The 20,309-nt window shown below is 64.4% G+C and carries 21 protein-coding genes; 17 read left to right on the top strand and 4 right to left on the bottom strand.

Annotation, left to right across the window (positions count from 1 at the left end; translation table 11 throughout):
* Nucleotides 1–64 precede the first annotated feature (64 nt).
* The 3 genes from gshB to rsmI form a co-directional block, all read right to left on the bottom strand.
* Complete coding sequence (gene gshB, locus D9R08_RS02490; protein WP_121896403.1) at nucleotides 65–1,012, bottom strand: glutathione synthase; 948 nt, start codon at nucleotides 1,010–1,012, stop codon at nucleotides 65–67.
* A 75-nt stretch (nucleotides 1,013–1,087) separates the two neighbouring features.
* A complete protein-coding gene (locus tag D9R08_RS02485; protein WP_121896402.1) occupies nucleotides 1,088–1,441 on the bottom strand; it encodes a YraN family protein in 354 nt (117 codons plus the stop codon).
* Nucleotides 1,438–2,334, bottom strand: coding sequence for a 16S rRNA (cytidine(1402)-2'-O)-methyltransferase (gene rsmI, locus D9R08_RS02480; protein ID WP_121896401.1), 897 nt, complete (start codon nucleotides 2,332–2,334; stop codon nucleotides 1,438–1,440). The genes D9R08_RS02485 and rsmI overlap by 4 nt, the downstream gene beginning before the upstream one ends.
* A 93-nt stretch (nucleotides 2,335–2,427) precedes the next feature.
* Here rsmI and D9R08_RS02475 point away from each other — a divergent pair, with 93 nt between their 5' ends.
* Genes D9R08_RS02475 through murJ form a run of 3 tightly spaced genes read left to right on the top strand, consistent with a single transcriptional unit; the run spans nucleotide 2,428 to nucleotide 8,001 of the window.
* Complete coding sequence (locus D9R08_RS02475) at nucleotides 2,428–3,600, top strand: penicillin-binding protein activator (RefSeq protein ID WP_121896400.1); 1,173 nt, start codon at nucleotides 2,428–2,430, stop codon at nucleotides 3,598–3,600.
* Nucleotides 3,560–6,394 carry a [protein-PII] uridylyltransferase gene (locus D9R08_RS02470; protein WP_121896399.1) on the top strand — a complete coding sequence of 945 codons (2,835 nt, stop codon included), beginning with the start codon at nucleotides 3,560–3,562 and terminating at the stop codon, nucleotides 6,392–6,394. The genes D9R08_RS02475 and D9R08_RS02470 overlap by 41 nt, the downstream gene beginning before the upstream one ends.
* Before the next feature lie 5 nt (nucleotides 6,395–6,399).
* A complete protein-coding gene (gene murJ, locus D9R08_RS02465) occupies nucleotides 6,400–8,001 on the top strand; it encodes a murein biosynthesis integral membrane protein MurJ (protein ID WP_121896398.1) in 1,602 nt (533 codons plus the stop codon).
* Here murJ and D9R08_RS02460 read toward each other — a convergent pair.
* A complete protein-coding gene (locus D9R08_RS02460) occupies nucleotides 7,998–8,681 on the bottom strand; it encodes a rhomboid family intramembrane serine protease (protein ID WP_121896397.1) in 684 nt (227 codons plus the stop codon). The two genes, murJ and D9R08_RS02460, sit on opposite strands and share 4 nt — an antisense overlap.
* A gap of 109 nt (nucleotides 8,682–8,790) precedes the next feature.
* On the opposite strand from D9R08_RS02460, the gene trpS reads away from it, so the two are divergent.
* The 14 genes from trpS (at nucleotide 8,791) to D9R08_RS02395 (ending at nucleotide 20,247) form a co-directional block, all read left to right on the top strand.
* Entirely contained in the window at nucleotides 8,791–9,816 is a 1,026-nt protein-coding gene (gene trpS, locus D9R08_RS02455) for a tryptophan--tRNA ligase (protein WP_121896396.1), read from the top strand.
* 26 nt (nucleotides 9,817–9,842) lie between these two features.
* Nucleotides 9,843–10,406, top strand: coding sequence for an AAA family ATPase (locus tag D9R08_RS02450; RefSeq protein ID WP_121896395.1), 564 nt, complete (start codon nucleotides 9,843–9,845; stop codon nucleotides 10,404–10,406).
* Between the two features lie 119 nt (nucleotides 10,407–10,525).
* On the top strand, nucleotides 10,526–11,026 hold the full coding sequence (locus D9R08_RS02445) for a VOC family protein (RefSeq protein WP_233557175.1): 501 nt from the start codon (nucleotides 10,526–10,528) through the stop codon (nucleotides 11,024–11,026).
* Between the two features lie 125 nt (nucleotides 11,027–11,151).
* Nucleotides 11,152–11,292, top strand: a complete 141-nt coding sequence (locus tag D9R08_RS19040) for a hypothetical protein (protein WP_158598914.1) — start codon at nucleotides 11,152–11,154, stop codon at nucleotides 11,290–11,292.
* A 42-nt stretch (nucleotides 11,293–11,334) separates the two neighbouring features.
* Nucleotides 11,335–12,201 carry a branched-chain amino acid aminotransferase gene (locus tag D9R08_RS02440; RefSeq protein ID WP_121896394.1) on the top strand — a complete coding sequence of 289 codons (867 nt, stop codon included), beginning with the start codon at nucleotides 11,335–11,337 and terminating at the stop codon, nucleotides 12,199–12,201.
* Between the two features lie 135 nt (nucleotides 12,202–12,336).
* Nucleotides 12,337–12,792 carry a universal stress protein gene (locus D9R08_RS02435; RefSeq protein WP_121896393.1) on the top strand — a complete coding sequence of 152 codons (456 nt, stop codon included), beginning with the start codon at nucleotides 12,337–12,339 and terminating at the stop codon, nucleotides 12,790–12,792.
* A gap of 103 nt (nucleotides 12,793–12,895) precedes the next feature.
* Nucleotides 12,896–13,459 carry a NifU family protein gene (locus tag D9R08_RS02430; RefSeq protein WP_121896392.1) on the top strand — a complete coding sequence of 188 codons (564 nt, stop codon included), beginning with the start codon at nucleotides 12,896–12,898 and terminating at the stop codon, nucleotides 13,457–13,459.
* 129 nt (nucleotides 13,460–13,588) lie between these two features.
* The gene (tsaB, locus tag D9R08_RS02425; RefSeq protein WP_121896391.1) at nucleotides 13,589–14,263 is read left to right on the top strand and encodes a tRNA (adenosine(37)-N6)-threonylcarbamoyltransferase complex dimerization subunit type 1 TsaB; all 675 of its coding nucleotides are present in this window, start codon (nucleotides 13,589–13,591) and stop codon (nucleotides 14,261–14,263) included.
* Entirely contained in the window at nucleotides 14,260–14,676 is a 417-nt protein-coding gene (locus D9R08_RS02420) for a GNAT family N-acetyltransferase (RefSeq protein WP_121896390.1), read from the top strand. The genes tsaB and D9R08_RS02420 overlap by 4 nt, the downstream gene beginning before the upstream one ends.
* A 180-nt stretch (nucleotides 14,677–14,856) precedes the next feature.
* A complete protein-coding gene (locus tag D9R08_RS02415) occupies nucleotides 14,857–15,855 on the top strand; it encodes a BMP family lipoprotein (RefSeq protein ID WP_121896389.1) in 999 nt (332 codons plus the stop codon).
* A 135-nt stretch (nucleotides 15,856–15,990) separates the two neighbouring features.
* Complete coding sequence (locus tag D9R08_RS02410; protein WP_121896388.1) at nucleotides 15,991–17,532, top strand: ABC transporter ATP-binding protein; 1,542 nt, start codon at nucleotides 15,991–15,993, stop codon at nucleotides 17,530–17,532.
* The gene (locus tag D9R08_RS02405) at nucleotides 17,533–18,642 is read left to right on the top strand and encodes an ABC transporter permease (RefSeq protein WP_121896387.1); all 1,110 of its coding nucleotides are present in this window, start codon (nucleotides 17,533–17,535) and stop codon (nucleotides 18,640–18,642) included.
* Nucleotides 18,643–18,647: 5 nt separating this feature from the next.
* On the top strand, nucleotides 18,648–19,277 hold the full coding sequence (locus D9R08_RS02400) for a LysE family translocator (protein WP_121896386.1): 630 nt from the start codon (nucleotides 18,648–18,650) through the stop codon (nucleotides 19,275–19,277).
* A 4-nt stretch (nucleotides 19,278–19,281) separates the two neighbouring features.
* On the top strand, nucleotides 19,282–20,247 hold the full coding sequence (locus tag D9R08_RS02395; RefSeq protein WP_121896385.1) for an ABC transporter permease: 966 nt from the start codon (nucleotides 19,282–19,284) through the stop codon (nucleotides 20,245–20,247).
* Nucleotides 20,248–20,309: the final 62 nt, after the last annotated feature.

Raw genomic sequence — 20,309 nt, 5'->3', positions numbered from 1 at the left:
TCGGACGGCTCCCGGATCAGGCCCGTTTGCCCGGCTCGCGACGCCTCTCGCCGAGGCGGCTCGGTCAGAGCCCGGCGCGTTTCGCCTCGATCACCTGCCAGATCTTCTCGGCGATGTTCACGCCGTCGAAACGCTCCAGCTCCTGAATGCCGGTGGGCGAGGTCACGTTGATCTCTGTCAGCCAGCCGCCAATCACGTCGATGCCTACGAAAACCTGTCCCTTTTCCCGCAGCAACGGCCCGATCCGGGCGCAGATCTCCAGGTCACGGTCGGTCAGCCCGATCTTTTCCGCGCGCCCGCCCACATGCAGGTTGGACCGCGTTTCGCCCTCCGCTGGAACACGGTTGATGCCGCCGACCGGTTCTCCGTTAACCAGAATGATCCTTTTGTCGCCGGCGCTCACATCCGGCAGGAACTTCTGGGCGATCAGCGGCTCCCGGTTCATGGCGGCAAAAAGCTCGTGAAGCGAGTTGAGGTTCCGGTCCTCCGGGGTCAGGCGGAACACGCCCGCCCCGCCATTGCCGTAAAGCGGCTTGAGAATGATATCGCCATGGCGCGCCTTGAACGCCTTCAACGTGTCGAGATCCCGGGCGACGGTGGTCGGCGGGGTCAGATCGGGAAAATCGAGAACCAGCAGTTTTTCAGGATAGTTCCGCACCCAGAACGGATCGTTCACGACCAGCGTTGCGGGATGCAGCCGGTCAAGCATATGCGTCGTGGTGATATAGCCCATGTCGAAGGGCGGATCCTGACGCAGCCAGATCACATCCCATTCGGCAAGATCCACCTCGGTATAGGTGCCAAGCGAGACATGATCGCCCCTGACCCGGCGCACCTCAAGCGGCCAGCCGCGGGCCGTCACGCGGCCTTCCTGGTAGGCCAGCTTCTCGGGCGTGTAGAAGAACAGTTCATGGCCCCGGGCCTGCGCCTCTTCGGCAAGCCGGAAACTGCTGTCCGCATCGATGTTGATGCGGTCGATCGGGTCCATCTGAAACGCGACTTTCAGGGCCATGGCAGCACTCCATCCAGCGTAGGTCCCGCCTTCATGGCGCGATGGCGGCGGGCTTGCAATGGGGGAATGCCGCGATCAGGCGCAGAGAGCGTTTTCGACGATCTCGATGATGCCGCGGTCATTCACCAGCGCCACATCGAACCGGGCAACACTGTTCTGCCCATCCGGCAAATGGCCAAGATAGTCGGAGGCACTGGCATAGATCCGCTGCATCTGACGGCGGGAGAGGCGTTCGGCGGCCCGGGCAAAACTCCGGCTTTTCTTCACCTCGATAAAAACCGTCTCCCCGTCCTTTTCGGCCACCAGATCGATCTCGCCGGCCTGACCGCGCCAGCGGCGGGACAGGATCACGTGGCCAGCGCGGGCATATTCCGCGGCAACCCTGTCTTCTGCGGTTCTGCCCGCCAGATAGCTCGTCATCCCGCTCATGCGTCATCTTCCAGGTTCAGGGCCGCCTGATAGACAAGTCGGCGCGGCAGCCCCAGTTTCTCTGCAACCTCGGTGGCGGCATCCTTGACCCGTTGGGTTTTCAGTGCCTCGCGCAACGCCGTCTCCATGTCGTCGGCGCTGGCCTGCCGGGATTGCCCACGCCCGACCACCAGCACGATCTCGCCTTTCAGCGCGCGGCCCTCGATGACCTCGCACAGTTCTGCGACAGTGCCGCGGATCACCTCTTCGAAACGCTTGGTCAGCTCCCGGCACAGCGCGATCTGACGCGTCCGCCCCAGAGTTTCACCCAGAATATCTAACAATCGGTGAATGCGCTTGGGGCTTTCATACAGGATCAATGTGGCCTCGATATCAGCCAACCCTTCCAGAAACCGCTTGCGGGCGCCGGCCTGACTGGGCGGGAAACCCGCGAAAAGAAACCGGTCGCTCGGCAGGCCGGACACCGTCAGCGCCGCCAGCGCCGCGGAAGGGCCCGGCGCCGCAAAGACCTGCGCACCCGCCTCGATCGCGGCGCGGCCAAGCTGATACCCGGGATCGGCCACCAGCGGCGTCCCGGCCTCAGAGACATAGGCCACCGTCCTGCCCTCGGCCAGGGCCGCCAGCAGCCGGGGCCGCTGCGCCGGGCCGTTGTGATCGTGATAGGCGACAAGCGGCCTGTCGCCCAGGGGTATGCCATGCAGCTCCATCAATCTGCGCGCGGTGCGGGTATCCTCGGCGGCCAGCAGATCGGCGCTCAGCAGAATGTCCAGGGCACGCAGGGTGATATCGCGCGCAGCACCGATAGGCGTCGCCACGAAGTAGAGCCCCGGCGCCAGCGTCACGCGGCGCGCGGGCGTTGCCAGGGGGCTGGGATCGGTGGGCAGATCGGGCATGGCCAAAGGCTCCGGCGGCGTTTACTTGGGGGTCTGAACGCACTAGTCTCGCCCGTATAGATGACAGGTGCCCCAAGGGAGACGAGGATCCTCATGATCTCTGCTTTGCGTAACTTCCGCAAGCCATTCCGGCTGCTTTCCGTTCTCGCGCTGACCGGGCTTCTTGCCGCCTGTCAGGTGGGCAATCCCACCAGCGGCCCCATCGGCCCCCGCGTCTCCGGCCAGACCATCGAGGTCGCCATGCTCCTGCCCTATGGCTCGGCCAGCGCGGGCGACGATCTGGTGGCCCGCAGCCTCGAAAACGCGGCGCGCATGGCCATGGCCGAAGTGCAGGGCGTCGAGATCAACCTGACGGTCTACAACACAGCCGGCAATGCGGCCCAGGCCGCCGCGGTCGCGCAACAGGCGGTCAGCGCGGGCGCGGATGTGATCCTCGGGCCGCTCCGTTCCGATGCGGCGGCCGCGGTCGGCGTGGCGGTGGCGCGCTCCAACATCAACGTGCTGAGCTTCTCCAATAACACCGAGATCGCGGGCGGCAATGTCTTCGTGCTGGGCCATACCTTCCAGAACACCGCCGCGCGCGTTGTGAACTATGCCGCGACCCAGGGGCGCAACCGGATCCTGATCCTTCATGCCCGCAATCTGGCGGGCGAGGTCGCGCGCGACGCGGTCGAACGCGCCGTTGCGGGCACCGGCGCCACGATCACCGGCCGGGTCAGCTACGAGTTTTCGCAAAACGGCGTGGTCGCGGCCCTGCCGACCGTAATGAGCACCGTGCGGTCCACAGATACCAATGCGCTCATCATGACCTCCGATGCCGCGGGCGCCCTGCCGCTTTTCGCGCAATTGCTGCCCGAAAACGGGCTCGACACGGAACGCACCCGGGTCATCGGGCTGACGCGATGGGATGTGCCGCCGCAGACGCTGGAACTGTCAGGCCTGCAAGGCGGCTGGTTCGCCCTGCCCGATCCGCAGGCGGCGGCCAGTTTCAATGCGCGCTACAGCGCGGCAAACGGCTCCACTCCGCATATCCTGGCCGCCATCGGTTATGACGCGATGCGCGCCGTGGCCGAGACGGCCGCGTCTCAGGGCAGACTGGGTGCGGCGGATCTCACCGCCTCCTCTGGCTTTAACGGCGCGAACGGAGTATTCCGCCTCAGAAGCGATGGCACCAATCAGCGGGCCATGGCCATTGCCCAAGTCCAAAACAACCAGGTGGCCGTGATTGACCCTGCCCCAAGACGCCTTGGCCCTGCGGGGTTCTGACCCCTCGCCACCGGTCCTTTCAGAGCCTTCGGATGCCGCGGATCTGATCTGTCCCGCATCGCAGGTCTTCGATCAGCCCGCCATCCGCCAGCGGATCGAGGCAAGGATCGCCGACTGTTCCGATGCCGGCGAGATCCGCGCGCATGTGGTCGAGATCCTCGCCGAGGTGAAGGAGACCGGGCGCAGCAGGATCAGCGCGGCCTTTGCCGCCGATCCGACCGCCGCGCGCCGGGTGTTGCGCGCCTATGCGTATCTGACCGACGGGATGCTGCGCGAAGTTCTTCATGTGGCGACCGCGAAACTGCATCCGACCCCGACACCCACCGACGCGGAGCGCGTCGCCGTGATGGCGGTGGGCGGCTACGGCCGTGGCGAGATGGCGCCGTTTTCCGATGTCGATCTGATGTTCGTCACACCGTGGAAGATGACCGCGAAGGTAGAGAGCATCATCGAATCGACGCTCTACATGCTGTGGGATCTGCGCCTGAAGGTCGGCCATGCCAGCCGAACCATCAAGGACTGCCTGCGCCTGGGCAAGGACGACTACACCATTCGCACGACCTTTCTGGAGATGCGCTATCTGGCGGGCGATGCCGCCCTGGCCGCCGATCTACAGGACACGCTGCACAGCCAGCTTTTCGCCGGCACCGCCTCCGAGTTCATCGAAGCGAAACTGGAAGAGCGCGCCACGCGCCACCGCAAGCAGGGTGGCCAGCGCTACATGCTGGAGCCCAATGTGAAAGAGGGCAAGGGCGGGCTGCGCGACCTGCAGACGCTCTACTGGATCGCGAAATATCTGCACGGCGTGCAGCGGGCCCGCGAACTGGTGGGGCTGGGCGTGTTCACGCAGGAGGAATTCGATGCCTTCGACGCGGCGGAGCGGTTTCAGTGGTCGGTCCGCTGCCATCTGCATCTGATTGCCGGGCGCGCGCAGGATCAGCTGACCTTCGACATGCAGGTTCAGGTGGCCGACCGCATGGGCTATACCGATCATGACGGGCGGCGCGCGGTCGAGCATTTCATGCAGGATTACTTCCGCCACGCCACCCGCGTCGGCGAACTTACTCGGATCTTCCTGACCGCGCTCGAAGCGAGCCATGTCAAGCGCGAACCCGGTCTGTGGGAGCTGTTCCGGGGCCGCAAACGCACCCGCCGCAAGAAGCTGAAACCCGGCTACGCCGTCAAGCAGAACCGCCTGAGCGTCGAGGATGAAACCGCCTTTCTGGCCGACAAGCTGAACGTGCTGCGCCTCTTCGAGGAGGGGCTGCGCACCGGATATCTGCTCCATCCCGATGCGATGCGGATGGTCGCGGGGCATCTGGAACTGATCGATGAGGATCTGCGCCGGGACCCCGAGGCGAACCGGATTTTCCTGGATCTTCTGCTGAAACACGGCAATCCGGAACGCGGGCTGCGTCGGATGAACGAACTTGGCGTTCTGGGCGCGTTCATTCCGGAATTCGCCGAAATCGTCGCGATGATGCAGTTCAACATGTATCACAGCTACACGGTGGACGAGCACACGATACAGGTGGTTTCCACCCTCGCGCAGATCGAGCGGGAAGAACTGATCGAGGAACTGCCGGTCGCCAGCCGGATCCTGAAGGGCGGCGTGAACCGCAAGGTGCTTTACGTCGCCTGCCTGCTGCATGACATCGGCAAGGGCCGGAAGGAGGACCATTCGATCCTCGGCGCCCGGATCGCGCGGATGATGTGCCCGCGCCTCGGGCTGAAGCCGGCGGAGTGCGACACGGTGGAATGGCTCGTGCGCTATCATCTGCTGATGTCGGACATGGCGCAGAAACGCGATATCTCCGACCCGCGCACGGTACGCGATTTCGCCAAGGCCGTGAAAACCAGGGACCGGCTGGACCTGCTGACCGTGCTGACCGTCTGCGATATTCGCGGGGTCGGGCCGCATACCTGGAACAACTGGAAAGCCACCCTCCTGCGCGGGCTTTACCGGGCGACCGCCCATGCGCTGGAAAACGGTCTGGAGGATCTCAACCGCGACAAGCTGGAAAGCGAGGCCAAGCGCGCGCTGCGCGAGGCCCTCGACGGCTGGGACAAACCCGAGCTCAAGACCGAAATGGCGCGGCATTACGGCCCCTATTGGCAGGGTCTCGATCTGGCCAGCCAGATCACCTTTGCCGAGATGCTGCGCGATCTGGGCGAGACCGAGATCCGGATAGACACCCGCCGCGACACTGATCGCGACGCCACCCGCGTCTGCTTTGCGCTGGCCGACCATCCGGGCATCTTCAGCCGTCTTGCAGGCGCGCTCAGCCTTGTGGGCGCCAATGTGGTGGACGCCCGCACCTACACCTCCAAAGACGGGTTCGCCACCGCCGTGTTCTGGGTGCAGGATGCCGATGGCAACCCCTATGAGGAGGCCCGACTGCCCCGCCTGCGCGACATGATCGGCAAGACCCTGAAAGGCGAGGTGGTGGCAAGTCACGCGTTGGAGCGCCGCGACAAGATCAAGAAACGCGAACGGCCTTTCGATGTGCCGACCAACATCACCTTCGACAATGACGGCTCCGAGATCTACACGATCATCGAGGTCGATACCCGCGACCGGCCCGGTCTGCTCTACGATCTGACAAAAACGCTTGCGGCATCGAATATCTATATCGCCAGCGCCGTCATCGCGACATACGGGGCGCAGGTGGTCGATACCTTCTACGTCAAGGATATGTTCGGGTTGAAGCTTTACACCAAATCCAAGCAGGACAGTCTTGAACGCAAGCTCCGCGACGCGATCGCACGGGTTGCCGAACGGGCCGGGGCCTGAGCGCGATGGCGGCCGCGCGTCCGATCCGGCTCGTCGCGGGGTTCCTTACGGTCGGGGTCTGGACCCTGCTCAGCCGCGTCTTTGGCTTTGCCCGCGACATTCTCATCGCCGGCATTCTGGGCGCGGGTCCGGTGGCGGAGGCCTTTCTGGTGGCCTTCAGCCTGCCCAACATGTTCCGCCGGTTCTTTGCCGAAGGCGCGTTCAACACCGCCTTCGTGCCGCTTTTCTCGAAGAAACTGGAAGGCCGGGAGGATGCCGAAGGCTTCGCGAGAGAGGCCTTCGCGGGCTTGGGTACGCTCCTGATCGTCTTCACGCTTGTCGCCCAGCTGATCATGCCGTGGCTGGTGCTTGCCATGGCAAGCGGCTTTGCCGGGGATGCGCGGTTTGATCTGGCGGTGATCTTCGGGCGGATCGCGTTCGGCTACATCCTCTTCATCTCCCTTGCGGCATTGCTTTCCGGGGTTCTGAACGCCTCGGGCCGGTTTGCCGCCGCCGCGGCCGCCCCGGTGCTTCTGAACATGGTCCTGATCTGCGCTCTTCTTCTGGCGGAGACCGGTGTGCTGGAAGACGTTGTCACGGTCGATGCGCCCGGACTGGCCGGGATCACCGGGGTCCATGCCGGCACGATGCTTGTCTGGGGCGTCTTGGTGGCGGGCGTGGCCCAGGTGGTGCTGGTCTGGGTGGCTGCCGCGCGCGCGGGGTTCCGGATTCGGCTGCAAATGCCGCGCCTGAGCCCCGATCTCAAGCGACTGGCGATCATTGCAGCGCCGGCCATGCTGGCGGGCGGCGTTGTGCAGATCAACCTGCTGGTGGGCCGCCAGGTCGCCAGCTTTTTTGAGGGTGCGATCGTATGGCTCAGCCTCGCGGACCGGCTCTATCAGTTGCCCCTCGGCGTGGTGGGGATCGCAATCGGGATCGTTCTTCTGCCGGATCTGTCGCGCCGGCTGCGCGCCGATGACGCCACGGGCGGGCGCGAGGCGCTCAGCCGCGCGGCGGAACTCTCGATGGCGCTGACCGTGCCGTCGGCAGTGGCACTGATGGTGATCCCGGTTCCGCTCGTCTCCGTCCTTTTCGGGCGCGGCGCCTTCGGCCCGGACGATGTGGCGGCCACGGCGCTGGCGCTGGCGGTTTATGGCGCGGGGCTGCCTGCCTTCGTACTTCAGAAAGTCATGCAGCCGCTCTACTTCGCGCGCGAAGATACGCGATCGCCGTTCCGCTATGCGGTGGTGGCAATGGTGGTCAACGCCGTCGTCGCCGTCGGGCTGGCCATGGCAATTGGCTTTCTGGGCGCCGCCATCGGCACCACGGTCGCGGCTTGGGTCATGGTCTGGCTTCTGTCGCGCGGTACCAGACCGATGGGCGAGGTCGCCCGATTCGACGACCGCTATCGCCGGCGGATCTGGCGGATCTCCATCGCGTCGATCCTGATGGGGGTGGTGCTATGGGGGCTCGCGCTGCTGCTCGGGCCGCTTCTGGGCACCGATGGCTGGCGCTACGGCGCGCTGGCGGCCATGGTTCTGCTCGGGATGCTCAGCTATTTCCTCATCGGGCGGGCCCTGAACGCTTTCCACATCGCCGAACTGCGCAGCGCGCTCCGCCGCTCCTAACGGCGGCGCAGCTTGGCCAGGGCTCGTTGCCAGCCGCCGGGGCTGACCACGAAGGACATCAGGAAACCGGCCACGAAGCCGCAAAGATTGGCCACCACATTGCCGAAATCGCCGTCGATCACGCCGAACAGTATCTGGATCGCCAGCAGCGCCGCGATCAGCGCGAAGGCGCGGAACCGGTTTGCTCCATGCGCCGCAAGATCGGCCCAGAGCAGAAAGGTGAACGCCCCGATCAGCCCGTAGACCGCAGGATACCCGCCGATCAGCGGATACGGGCTGTCGAGCAGGAGCGTGAAGCCAAGCGCCCCCGCAATCGCGGAGACGAGAAAAACCGCGACGAATGCCAGCGGCGAGAACACCTCCGCCACCATCTTGCCGATGGCCAGAATGAAGACGACCACGAAGACGGCATGGATCATTCCGGCATGGATCAGCGGATAGGTGACAAAGCGCACCAGATGTTCGGGCGGATAGCTGTTATTGGCCAGCATCCAGTCGATCACGTCATTGAGAACGCCATAGTCGCTGATGGCCGCAAGCCGCCAGCCGACGCCGCCCTGACCGCCCAGAAACCCTGCGGTGGCGGCCTGAAACATCACCTCCAGCCCGAAGATCACCACGGCCAGCGCAATCACCACCGGCGGCAGCACGTTGAAGGGGTTGGCATCCGGATCCTGCATGCGTGATCTCCCTTGGTTGACGGGCTTGGCCCGCATGGGTAAGCGAGGCGCGCGCGGATGAAAAGGCGCCTTTGCGCGCGAAGGGCAAGAGGACCGAAAGGCCAGAGCTATGAGCAGCACCAAGTTTACCCCCCGCGTTTTCTCGGGAATGCAGCCCTCGGGTGATCTGCATTTGGGCAACTACCTGGGCGCGATGAAGCGTTGGGTGGATATGCAGGATGCGGGCCAGCATGAAACGGTCTACTGCATGGTCGACCTGCACGCGATCACGGCGACCTTGCTGGACCCCGACACCTTGCGCCAGAACACGCGCGAGTTGTGCGCCGGGTTTATTGCGGCCGGGATCGACCCGGAAAAATCCATCCTGATCAACCAGAGCCAGGTGCCCGAACATGCACAACTGGCGTGGATCTTCAACTGCATCGCGCGGATGGGCTGGATGGGGCGGATGACCCAGTGGAAGGATAAGGCCGGCAAGAACGCCGAGGCGGCCTCGCTCGGGCTTTTGGCCTATCCCGCGCTGATGGCCGCCGATATCCTGATCTACCACGCCACCCATGTGCCCGTGGGCGAGGATCAGAAACAGCATCTGGAACTGACCCGCGACATCGCGGCGAAGTTCAATCACGATTACGGGGTGGAGTTCTTTCCCATTGTCGAGCCGGTGATTGAAGGCGTCGCCACCCGGGTGATGAACCTTCAGGACGGCACGAAAAAGATGTCGAAATCCGACCCGTCGGACAAATCGCGGATCAACATGACCGACGATGCCGACACCATCGCGCGGAAGATCCGCAAGGCAAAGACCGATCCGGACCCGCTGCCCGGCGATGTCGATGGTCTGGCGGGGCGCCCGGACGCGCGCAACCTGGTGAATATCTATGCCGCGCTGGCCGAGATCGAGCCGCAGGCGGTACTGGATCAGCATGCGGGTGCCCTGTTCGGCCATTTCAAGGCGGCGCTGGCAGATGTGGCCGTGGCGAAGCTCTCGCCCATTTCCGAAGAAATGGCCCGGCTGATGGATGACCCGGCCGAGATCGACCGGATTCTCGGCCGCGGGGCGGAACGGGCCCGGGAGATCACGGTGCCGATCCTTGAGCAGACCTATGACATCATCGGGATGATCCGCAGCTAGAGCCGCCTGAACGCAAGGGGCAAAGCATGGCGATACATGTCATCACCGGCGCATCGGGCGGCGGCAAATCCACCCTGCTGGAAGCGCTGGCCGCGCGCGGGTATCACACGGAGCCCGAGATCGGACGCAGGATCGTGCGGGATCAGATTGCTGCGGCCGGGCCAGCGCTGCCATGGCGGGACAGCGTCGCCTTCCGCGATCTGCTGTTTTCCCTGTCGGTGGAGGCCTATCAGGCGCACTCCGCGGCCAGCGCCCCCGTGTTTTTCGACCGCAGCTTTGTCGAGGCTTTGGGATACAGCCGGGTCATCGGCGCACCGATCCCGGACCGGATGGCGCAGACAGCTCGTGGCCTCCGCTTCGCCGCACCGGTTTTCCTCTGCCCGCCATGGCCGGAGATTTACCGCACAGATGCGGAGCGGCAGCATGATTTCGCCTTCGCCGAACGGGAGTTTCACGAAACTCGCCGCGCCTATGCGGAGCTTGGCTACAGGCTTGTGGACGTCCCGAAATGCCCGGTGGAAGACCGGGTGGACTTCGTTCTGCGGCATGTCCGGGCAGGTACAGGGCGCGGAGATGCTGGCCGGGTTTGACCCAGACGCACCCCCGCCGGCCTCGGCGTCTCTGCGCGGACATGCACGAAAGCCCTGCGGAGATGGCGGTTTTTCTGTCCGCAATCCGGCGGTATGCGGTTCAGGAAAGGAGAGCTGTCATGTCTGAGATCACGCGCGGATCCTACGCCGCACCCATGGGGACATGCATCGGCCATGTGCATCTGAAAGTCGCCGATCTGGACCGCGCGATCGCGTTTTATGCGGATGTGCTGGGGTTCGAGGTGCAGCAACGCCATGGCGATCAGGCCGCGTTTCTGTCCGCGGACGGCTATCACCATCATATCGGGCTGAACACATGGAGCAGCCGTGGCGGTACACCCGCGCCCCGCGGGCACACGGGCCTGTTTCACACGGCCTTCCTTTACCCCGACCGAGCGGCGCTTGCCGGCGCGGTGGCCCGGGTCATCGCCGCCGGCATTCCGATCGAAGGCGCCTCCGATCATGGTGTCAGCGAGGCGGTGTACCTGTCCGATCCCGATGGCAACGGCGTCGAACTGTACCGGGACCGCGCGCCCGAAGACTGGCCGCGCACCGCTGATGGCAGCCTGTCGATGACGACCGATCCGCTGGATTTGCAGGCGCTTCTGGCCGAAGCCTGACGCGCGCCGGGCCTTCTCTGTTCGCGGTTGCACAAAACTATCATGATCTCGGGCTGGACTTTCCCGGGCGCACATTTATATGTCTTTGTCCGAACCGCGACTTCAAACCTTGGGGGAGCATTCTCATGACATATCTGACCAAGACCAAACCGGCCCAAACGGCGGCTGAAACCCCGCTGAAACCCTTGGCCAAACCCCGGCCCGACGCCCCGAAACCTGGTGCGATGGATTATCAGCTGGGGTTTACGTCTGGACCTCTGACCTAAAGTCACTCATGCTCCCCCCGTTACTTGCGGGGGGAGGATCAGATGGCGACCGGCAGCAACATCAAAACCTATTTCGACGGCGCATGGCATGATGGCGATGTTCCGATCATGCGGGCCGCCGATCATGGCGCATGGCTGGGCACCACCGTTTTCGATGGCGCGCGTCACGTGGACGGTCTCGCGCCGGATCTCATGGCTCATTGCGAGCGCGTGAACCGCTCCGCCGCGGCGCTGATGCTGACACCGACCCATACGGCCCAAGAGATTTTCGATATCACCTGGGACGGGCTGAAACGCTACCCGAAGGGCACCCCCGTTTACATCCGCCCGATGTATTGGGGTCTTGATGGCGGCCATATGGGGATTGTTCCCAAGGAGAACGCGACCGGCTTCGCGATCTGTCTGGAAGAGATCCCGATGGCGGCGCCCGAAGCCGCCTCGCGGCTGACCACCACGCAGTTTCACCGCCCCGTACTGGCCGACAACGTGACCAATGCCAAGGCGGGCTGTCTTTACCCGAACAACGCGCGGATGCTGGCCGAGGCCGCGTCCAAGGGGTATGACAATGCGCTGGTCGCAGACGCGCTTGGCAATGTGGCCGAAACCGCCACCGCCAACATCTTCATGGTTCAGGACGGCGTTGTGTTCACCCCGGTTGCCAATGGGACATTCCTGTCGGGCATCACGCGGGCACGCCATATCCGGAACCTCCGCGCAGACGGCTATGACGTCCGCGAGGAAGTGCTGGGTTTCGACCGCTTCCGCGAGGCGGACGAAGTGTTCATGTCGGGCAATCTCAACAAGGTCACGCCCGTGACCGAATTCGACGGCACCCATTACCAGATCGGTCCGGTGACCCGGAAGGCACGAGAGCTCTATTGGGACTGGGCGCAATCCGCCGATGCCTGAGTTTCGACGCCCGCTTGCCCGGAAGCGCGCAAGCGAGCGTTGGCCAAGCCTGCCCCAGGCGGCCGGAGCCCTGCGCTAAATCCGTTGCATGGACCCGCGCGACAGGTCATTCTCCCCCACCGGAGGGCCTGAACCATGCGCAAATTCCTGGTGGTGCTGGATGACACCCGCGAATGCCTGAACGCGATGCGGTTTGCCGCCATGCGCGCGGCCCATACGGGCGGTGGCGTCGAAATCCTGTCGGTGATTCCGCCCGATGAATTCAATCACTGGATCGGTGTGGGCGAGATGATGCGCGCCGAGGCCCGCGAAAGGATCGAGGCGCATTTCAACGTCTTCGCCAAATGGATGCGCGATCGTCAGGGCATCGACCCCGAACTGGTGATCCGCGAGGGAGAACCGGTGGACGAGATCCTGGCGCAGGTGCGCGAAGACCCGGAGATCGGCGTTCTGGTTCTCGGCGCGGGCACGGGCAAGGGCGGCCCCGGGCCGTTGGTGACCGCGCTGACCAAAAGTGCCGGCACACTGCCCGTACCGATGACGATCGTGCCGGGCGAGATGTCGAAAGAGCAGCTTGAGCAGATCACCTGATACGCCGGCGCCCAACGCATCCCACCAGTTTAGAACCGTTCCAAAACTTGACTTCCCGGGCCATCGGGCGCATATCTGAGCAAACCGCTAAGGATATGCCGCCATGTTCATCCAGACCGAATCGACTCCGAACCCCGCAACCCTGAAATTCCTGCCGGGCCAGACCGTGCTGGGCGTCGGTACCGCCGATTTCCCCTCCGTCGACACGGCCGGAAAATCTCCGCTGGCAAGCCGTATCTTCGCCGTCGACGGTGTGACCGGCGTATTCTTCGGTACCGATTTCGTGACCGTGACCAAGGCCGACACTGTGGAATGGGACCATGTGAAGCCCGCAATCCTTGGGGCGATCATGGAGCATTTCCAGTCCGGCGAGCCGGTTATGGAAGGCGAAGGCGGCGGCACCGGGGGTCATGCCGAACATGATGGGGAAGATGCCGAGATCGTGGGGCAGATCAAGGAACTGCTCGATACGCGCGTGCGCCCGGCCGTGGCACAGGATGGCGGCGACATCACGTTCCACGGGTTCGACCGCGGCGTTGTCTATCTGCATATGCAGGGCGCCTGCGCCGGCTGCCCGTCATCGACGCTGACCCTGAAAATGGGTATCGAGAACCTGCTGCGCCATTACATCCCCGAAGTGCTTGAGGTCCGCCCTGTCGCAGTCTGACCTCGGGATGCTGGCCTGGCGCCGCCGTTACGACGCCGCGCAAATCACGGTATCACCCCGGCCCGAGGCAGCATCCTGTCGCCAGTCCAGCGATTGCAGGTGCGGCGTAGCCGCGCCAGTTGCACATCCATGATCCTCGCCTTCGATACGTCGGGGCCCCATTGCGCCGCCGCGTTGATACGGGGCGACCGGATACTCGCCCATCGTCACGAGCCGATGAAAAAGGGGCAGGCGGAAGCCCTGATGCCGCTCATTGCGAAAATGATGGAAACCGAAAGACTGACCCCGGCGGATCTTGCCGCCATCGGCGTCGGCACAGGCCCGGGCAATTTCACCGGGTTGCGCATCGCGGTGTCCGCCGCGCGCGGCATGGCGCTGGCCCTTGGAGTGCCCGCCATCGGCGTCTCAAGTTTTGAACTCATGCGGGCGGCATACAGCCCGAAAGCGCGCACATCGCAACTCGTCAGCCTGCCCGGTCCGCGCGGCACGGCCTATGTGCAGCCGTTCAGGGGCGGTGCGGCGGTTGGCCCACCGCGCCAGATCGACCCGGCCAATCCGCCCGCCGATCTCGATCTGCCGGACGGCGGCGAGGTGCTGGGCCATGAGGCCGCAGCCATCGCCCATGGGCTGGCATCCGAAGCGCACCCGCGCCCGGCCGTTCTTCTGGACTATGCCCGCCCGCTGGCCCGCATCGCGATGGCGAAGCTCTCAACCGGCCAAAGGTTTCCACGGCCCGCCCCGCTATATGTCCGAGCGGCGGACGCGGCCCCCTCCCGGCTGGCAGCCCCGGTCATTCTGGCATGACCCCGGAGCAGCTGGCCCTGATCCATGACCGCGCCTTCACGAGGCAGCGTGCATGGAGCGCTGCGGAGTTCCGGGAGCTTATGGCGCAGGCCAGTACCCGGCTTCTGCACCGGGGGCATGCGTTTCTGCTCCTGCGGCTTCTCCCTCCCGAGATGGAGATCCTCACCCTAGCCGTCGCACCGGCCGCGCGACGGCAGGGCCTGGCGCTGGCCCTTCTGGACGACACCGAGGCGCTGGCCCGCGATCAGGGGGTGAACCGTCTGTTTCTGGAGGTGGCCGCGGGCAACGCCCCGGCGGTCGGCCTCTATATCCGGGCGGGTTTTGCGAAAACCGGCCAGCGCCCTGCCTACTACACCCACAAAGACGGCACCCGCGACGACGCTTTGATCATGGAACGCGTGCTGACCGCCTAATTTGCCGTCAACCCGGCAAAAGCTGACGTTGGGTCCGCCTGCCGGGCCGCGCTGCAAATCAGAATCCGGTTGACCGCCCCGCCCGGCTTTGCCCTTATTCTGCGCAGGGATCACGAGATCTTTGCTTGCGGGCGCCGGATCGTACCGGCCACTGGCCCGCCACCAACTGGGAGTGTTTAAATGAGCTTGATGAAATCTTTGCTTGGCGCGGCCGCGGCGACGGCGCTGAGCGTCACGGCGGTTCTGGCCGACGGCCCTGCGCTGGTGTTCGATCTGGGCGGAAAATTCGACCGGTCGTTCAACGAGGCGGCCTTCAACGGCGCGCAGCGGTGGGCCGAGGAGACCGGCGGCGAATACCGCGAGATCGAGTTGCAGTCGGATGCGCAGCGTGAACAGGCGCTCCGCCGTCTGGCCGAAGCGGGCTCCAACCCGGTGGTGATGGCGGGCTTTGCCTTCGGGTCGGTGTTGGACACCATCGCACCCGACTACCCGGAGACCACCTTCGTGATCATCGACAGCGTGGTCGACCAGCCCAACGTGCAGTCCATCATCTTCCAGGAACATGAAGGCTCGTTCCTTGTCGGCATGCTTGCCGGCATGGCATCGGAAACCGGCGTCGTGGGCTTCGTCGGCGGCATGGACATTCCGCTGATCTCGCGCTTCGGCTGCGGTTATGCCCAGGGTGTGGTGGCCGCAAATCCCGATGCGACCGTGATCGCGAACATGACCGGCACCACGCCTGCGGCCTGGAACGACCCGGTTCGCGGCGGTGAGCTTACCCGGGGCCAGATCGCGCAAGGCGCCGATGTGGTCTACGCCGCCGCCGGCGGTACCGGCGTGGGGGTTCTGCAAACCGCAGCGGATGAGGGTATCCTGTCGATCGGCGTGGACAGCAACCAGAACGGCATTCATCCCGGTCAGGTTCTGACCTCGATGCTGAAACGCGTTGACGTGGCAGTCTACAACGCCTTCACCGCCGGCGACGAGATCGAAACCGGTGTGACGGTTCTGGGCCTGGCGGAGGATGGCGTCGGTTATGCGCTGGACGAAAACAACGCCGAGCTGATCACGCCGGAGATGCAGGAGGCCGTGGACGCGGCGCGCGAACAGATCATCGCGGGCGAAATCGTCGTGCACAACTTCTCCGATGACGGCACCTGCCCGGTGGCGATGCAATAATCCGGTTGCGGCGCATCGGCATAGACATATGCCCCTGCGCCGTTCCATAAAGTTGACGAAGGGCCGCCCCGGTCTCCGGTGTGCGGCCCTTTCCATACCTTTTTTCCAAGCCCGTGCGCACGCAGGACCACGTAAATGACTCAAGCCTCCCCCGCGATCGAGCTGAAAGGCATCTCCAAGGCATTCGGCCCGGTTCAGGCCAACAAGGACATCTCCATCTCCGTTCAGCCCGGCACCATCCACGGCATCGTGGGCGAAAACGGCGCCGGCAAATCGACGCTGATGTCGATCCTTTACGGCTTCTACAAGGCGGATGCGGGCGAGATCTTCATCAACGGGAAACTGACGCCGATCCCCGACAGCCAGGCCGCGATCAGCGCCGGCATCGGCATGGTTCACCAGCATTTCAAGCTGGTCGAGAATTTCACCGTCGTCGAAAACGTGATCCTCGGCGCCGAAGACGGCGCGATGCTGCAACCCTCCATCGCAAAGGCCCGCAAACTGCTGACCGAGCTGGCCGAGGAATACGGGCTGAATGTCGACCCCGACGCGGTGGTGGAGGAGTTGAGCGTCGGCCACCAGCAGCGCGTGGAGATCCTGAAACAGCTTTACCGCAAGGCCGACATCCTCATCCTCGACGAACCCACGGGCGTGTTGACCCCGGCAGAGGCCGATCAGCTGTTCCGGATATTGGGGCGACTCAAGGAAGAAGGCAAAACCATCATCCTGATCACCCACAAGCTGCGCGAGATCATGGAGGTGACTGACACCGTTTCCGTGATGCGCCGGGGGCAGATGACCGCGACCGTGAAAACAGCCGAGACCTCGCCACCCGAACTGGCGGAGATGATGGTGGGCCGCAAGGTGCTGCTGCGCGTGGACAAGAAACCGGCAAATCCAGGCGCCACGATCCTGAAGGTCGATGACCTGAAGGTCAGGGACGGCAAGGGCGTTGAGCGGCTGAAGGGCATCTCCTTCCACATCCGTGCCGGTGAAATCCTCGGCATCGCCGGCGTCGCGGGCAATGGTCAGACCGAGCTTCTGGAGGTGCTGGGCGGGATGAGGCCGGCCCAGAGCGGCACTGTGATCCTGAACAACGACCAGATCGACCTGACGGGCAAACATTCCAACGGGCAGACCCGGCGCAATCGCGGCATCGCGCATGTGCCAGAGGACCGCCAGCAGGAAGGCCTCATCATGCCCTATGAGGCATGGGAAAACATCGCCTTCGGTTATCACCATGACCCGAAATACCAGCGCAACCGGCTGTTGATGAACAATACCGCGATCCGCGCCGACACCATGGCCAAGATGGAGCGCTATGACGTGCGCCCGCCCAATCCACGCCTGCCGGCCCGCAATTTTTCGGGCGGCAACCAGCAGAAGCTGGTCGTGGCCCGGGAGATGGAGCGCAACCCCGACCTGTTGCTGATCGGGCAGCCGACACGCGGGGTGGATATCGGTGCGATCGAGTTTATTCACCAGCAGATCATTGCGCTCAGGGATCAGGGCAAGGCGATCCTGCTGGTGTCGGTCGAGCTTGATGAGATCCTGGGGCTTTCCGACCGGATCGCAGTGATGTTCGACGGGCATTTCATGGGCGAGCGCCTGCCCGATGAAACCGACGAAAGAGAGCTTGGCCTGATGATGGCGGGCATGACCAAGGGGGCCGCGTAGATGGACAAGATGCCAAAATGGGCCGATGTGATCCTGATCCCGCTGATTAGCGTGATCCTTGCGCTGCTCGTGTCCGGGCTTGTGGTGCTTTATATCGGCGAAAGCCCGGTCGAAGCGATGCAGATCATGGTGCGCGGCGCCATGGGGTCGGCCTATGGCTGGGGTTACACGCTTTTCTACGCCACGAATTTCATCTTTACCGGGCTCGCCGTGGCGGTGGCCTTTCACGCGCGGATGTTCAATATCGGCGGCGAGGGGCAGGCCGCGCTGGGCGGCCTTGGGGTGGCGATCGTCTGCCTGTCTGTGCCCTGGCCGCACTGGTCCTTGGCGCTGCTCGTGGCCTGCGGCGCGGCGGCGATCTTCGGCGCGGCCTGGGCGGCGATCCCGGCCTATCTTCAGGCCAAGCGCGGCAGCCATATCGTGATTACCACGATCATGTTCAATTTCATCGCATCGGCGCTGCTGGTCTATCTTCTGGTCAATGTGTTCCGCGTGCCGGGCAGCATGGCGCCCGAAACCGCGCGGTTCGCCGACGCCGTGCATCTGCCGAACGCGGCCGATATCGCGCCATGGCTGGGATTCCGGTCCTCCACCCCGCTCAACATCTCCTTCCTCCTCGCGTTGCTGGCCTGTTTCCTGGTCTGGATGCTGATCTGGCGCACCCGTCTGGGGTATGAAATCCGCGCCTTCGGCCATTCCGAAACGGCGGCTGTCTATGCCGGTATCAACCCGGTGCGCATCATCATGATCGCGATGCTGATCTCGGGCGGGCTGGCCGGGCTGATGGCCACCAACTCGGTCATGGGAGAGGCCGAGCGGCTGGTGATCGACAACGTACAAGGCGCGGGCTTCGTCGGGATCGCGGTGGCGCTGATGGGTCGGTCGCACCCGGTGGGCGTATTCCTGGCGGCAATCCTCTTCGGTGTGCTCTATCAGGGCGGGGCGGAGCTTGAATTCGAGATGCCGGCAGTCAGCCGCGAAATGATCGTCGTGATTCAGGCGCTGGTCATCCTGTTCACCGGCGCGCTCGACAACATGGTCCGGATGCCGATGGAGAAGCTCTTCCTCAGCCTGCGCCGCCGCGACCGCGCAGACAGCCCGGCGGAGTAACCCGGATGATCGCCCAGCACCTGCCCGCATTGTTCCTGGCTCTCGGCATCTTCGCATCCGGGTTCCTGGTACTCGGCCCCAATATTCTGGCCGTCATTGGCACCTCGATGGCGCAAGGCCGCCGCCGGGGCGCATCCCTGGCCCTGGGCATCGGCCTGGGCTCCGGGATCTGGGCCAGCCTGACCGTCGCGGGCCTCGCGACGCTGATGACGGCCTATGCCGGGGCGATGATCGCGCTTAAAATCCTCGGAGCGGCCTATCTGCTTTGGCTCGCCTACAAGGCCTTCCGCTCGGCCGCGCGCCCGGATCGGGCCGCGCTGCACGCGGCAGAGGAGCCCACGGGCGGGAACATGGTGCTGCGCGGGCTTGCCATCCAATTAACGAACCCCAAAGCGGCACTGCACTGGATTGCCATCGTCGCGATCGGCCTTGGCACGGATGCGCCCTTGCAGATCGGGGCGCTTCTGATCGGCAGCGCCACGCTTCTGTCGATCCTCGGACATCTTGCCTATGCGGTCACATTCTCCACCGGTCCGGTCATCGCGATCTATGCGAAGGCCCGCCGCTGGATCGAAACTGGTATGGGCATTTTCTTCACCTTCGCCGCCTTCAAACTCGCCACATCCCGGAGCTGAGCCCATGGATTTCCTGACCATCCTGCAAATCCTCGACAGCACCGTCCGGCTGGCAACGCCGCTGCTGCTGGCCTGCCTTGCGGGGCTCTATTCCGAACGCGCGGGCATCTTCGACATCGGACTGGAAGGCAAGATGCTGGCCGCCGCCTTCTTCTCGGCGGCGGTCGCCTTCACCTCCGGCAATGTCTGGGTCGGGCTGGTGGCCGGTATTGCGGCATCCTGCGTCCTGTCGGGCATTCACGGCCTTGCCTCGATCACCTTCCGGGGCAATCAGCTGATCTCTGGCGTGGCGATCAACTTCCTCGCCGCGGGCATGACCGTGGTCATCGCCCAGACATGGTTTCAGCAGGGCGGACGCACGCCGCCGCTGCAAGGAGCCGCACGCTTTCAGGAAATCACCCTGCCCTTCGCCGATGCGATGGCGAATGTGCCGATCATCGGGCCGATCTATTCCGAACTGATCTCGGGCCATTCGATCCTAGTTTACATGGCGCTCGCAATCGTGCCGCTGACATGGTGGATCCTGTTTCGCACCCGGTTCGGCCTGCGCCTGCGCGCGGTGGGTGAAAACCCCGCCGCCGTGGACACCGCCGGTATCTCCGTCATGGGCGCGCGCTATGCGGCGGTGATGATCTGCGGTGTCCTGTGCGGGCTTGCGGGCGCGTATCTGGCCACCAGCCTTGCCGCCGGCTTCGTGAAGGACATGAGCGCCGGGCGCGGCTTCATTGCACTTGCCGCACTGATTTTTGCCAAGTGGCGGCCCTGGTACGCGCTTTATGCCTGTCTGCTCTTCGGGCTTCTGGATGCGGTCGGGAACCGCTATCAGAATATCGAGCTTGTCGGCGTAACCATCCCGGTGCAGTTCATGCAGGCCCTGCCCTATATCCTGACCGTGGTGATCCTTGCAGGGTTCGTGGGCAAGGCGATCCCGCCGCGCGCTGGCGGGGAGCCCTACGTCAAGGAACGGTAACGATTGGCCTGAGCCCGTCCGCGGCACCGGCCCCGGATCTGGGCGCCACGCGGCGTTTGCAT

This window comes from Rhodophyticola porphyridii (assembly GCF_003688285.1).
Taxonomy (GTDB): domain Bacteria; phylum Pseudomonadota; class Alphaproteobacteria; order Rhodobacterales; family Rhodobacteraceae; genus Rhodophyticola; species Rhodophyticola porphyridii.
Note: the sequence above shows the minus strand (reverse complement) of the source record. Positions and strands in the feature narration are given on the sequence as shown.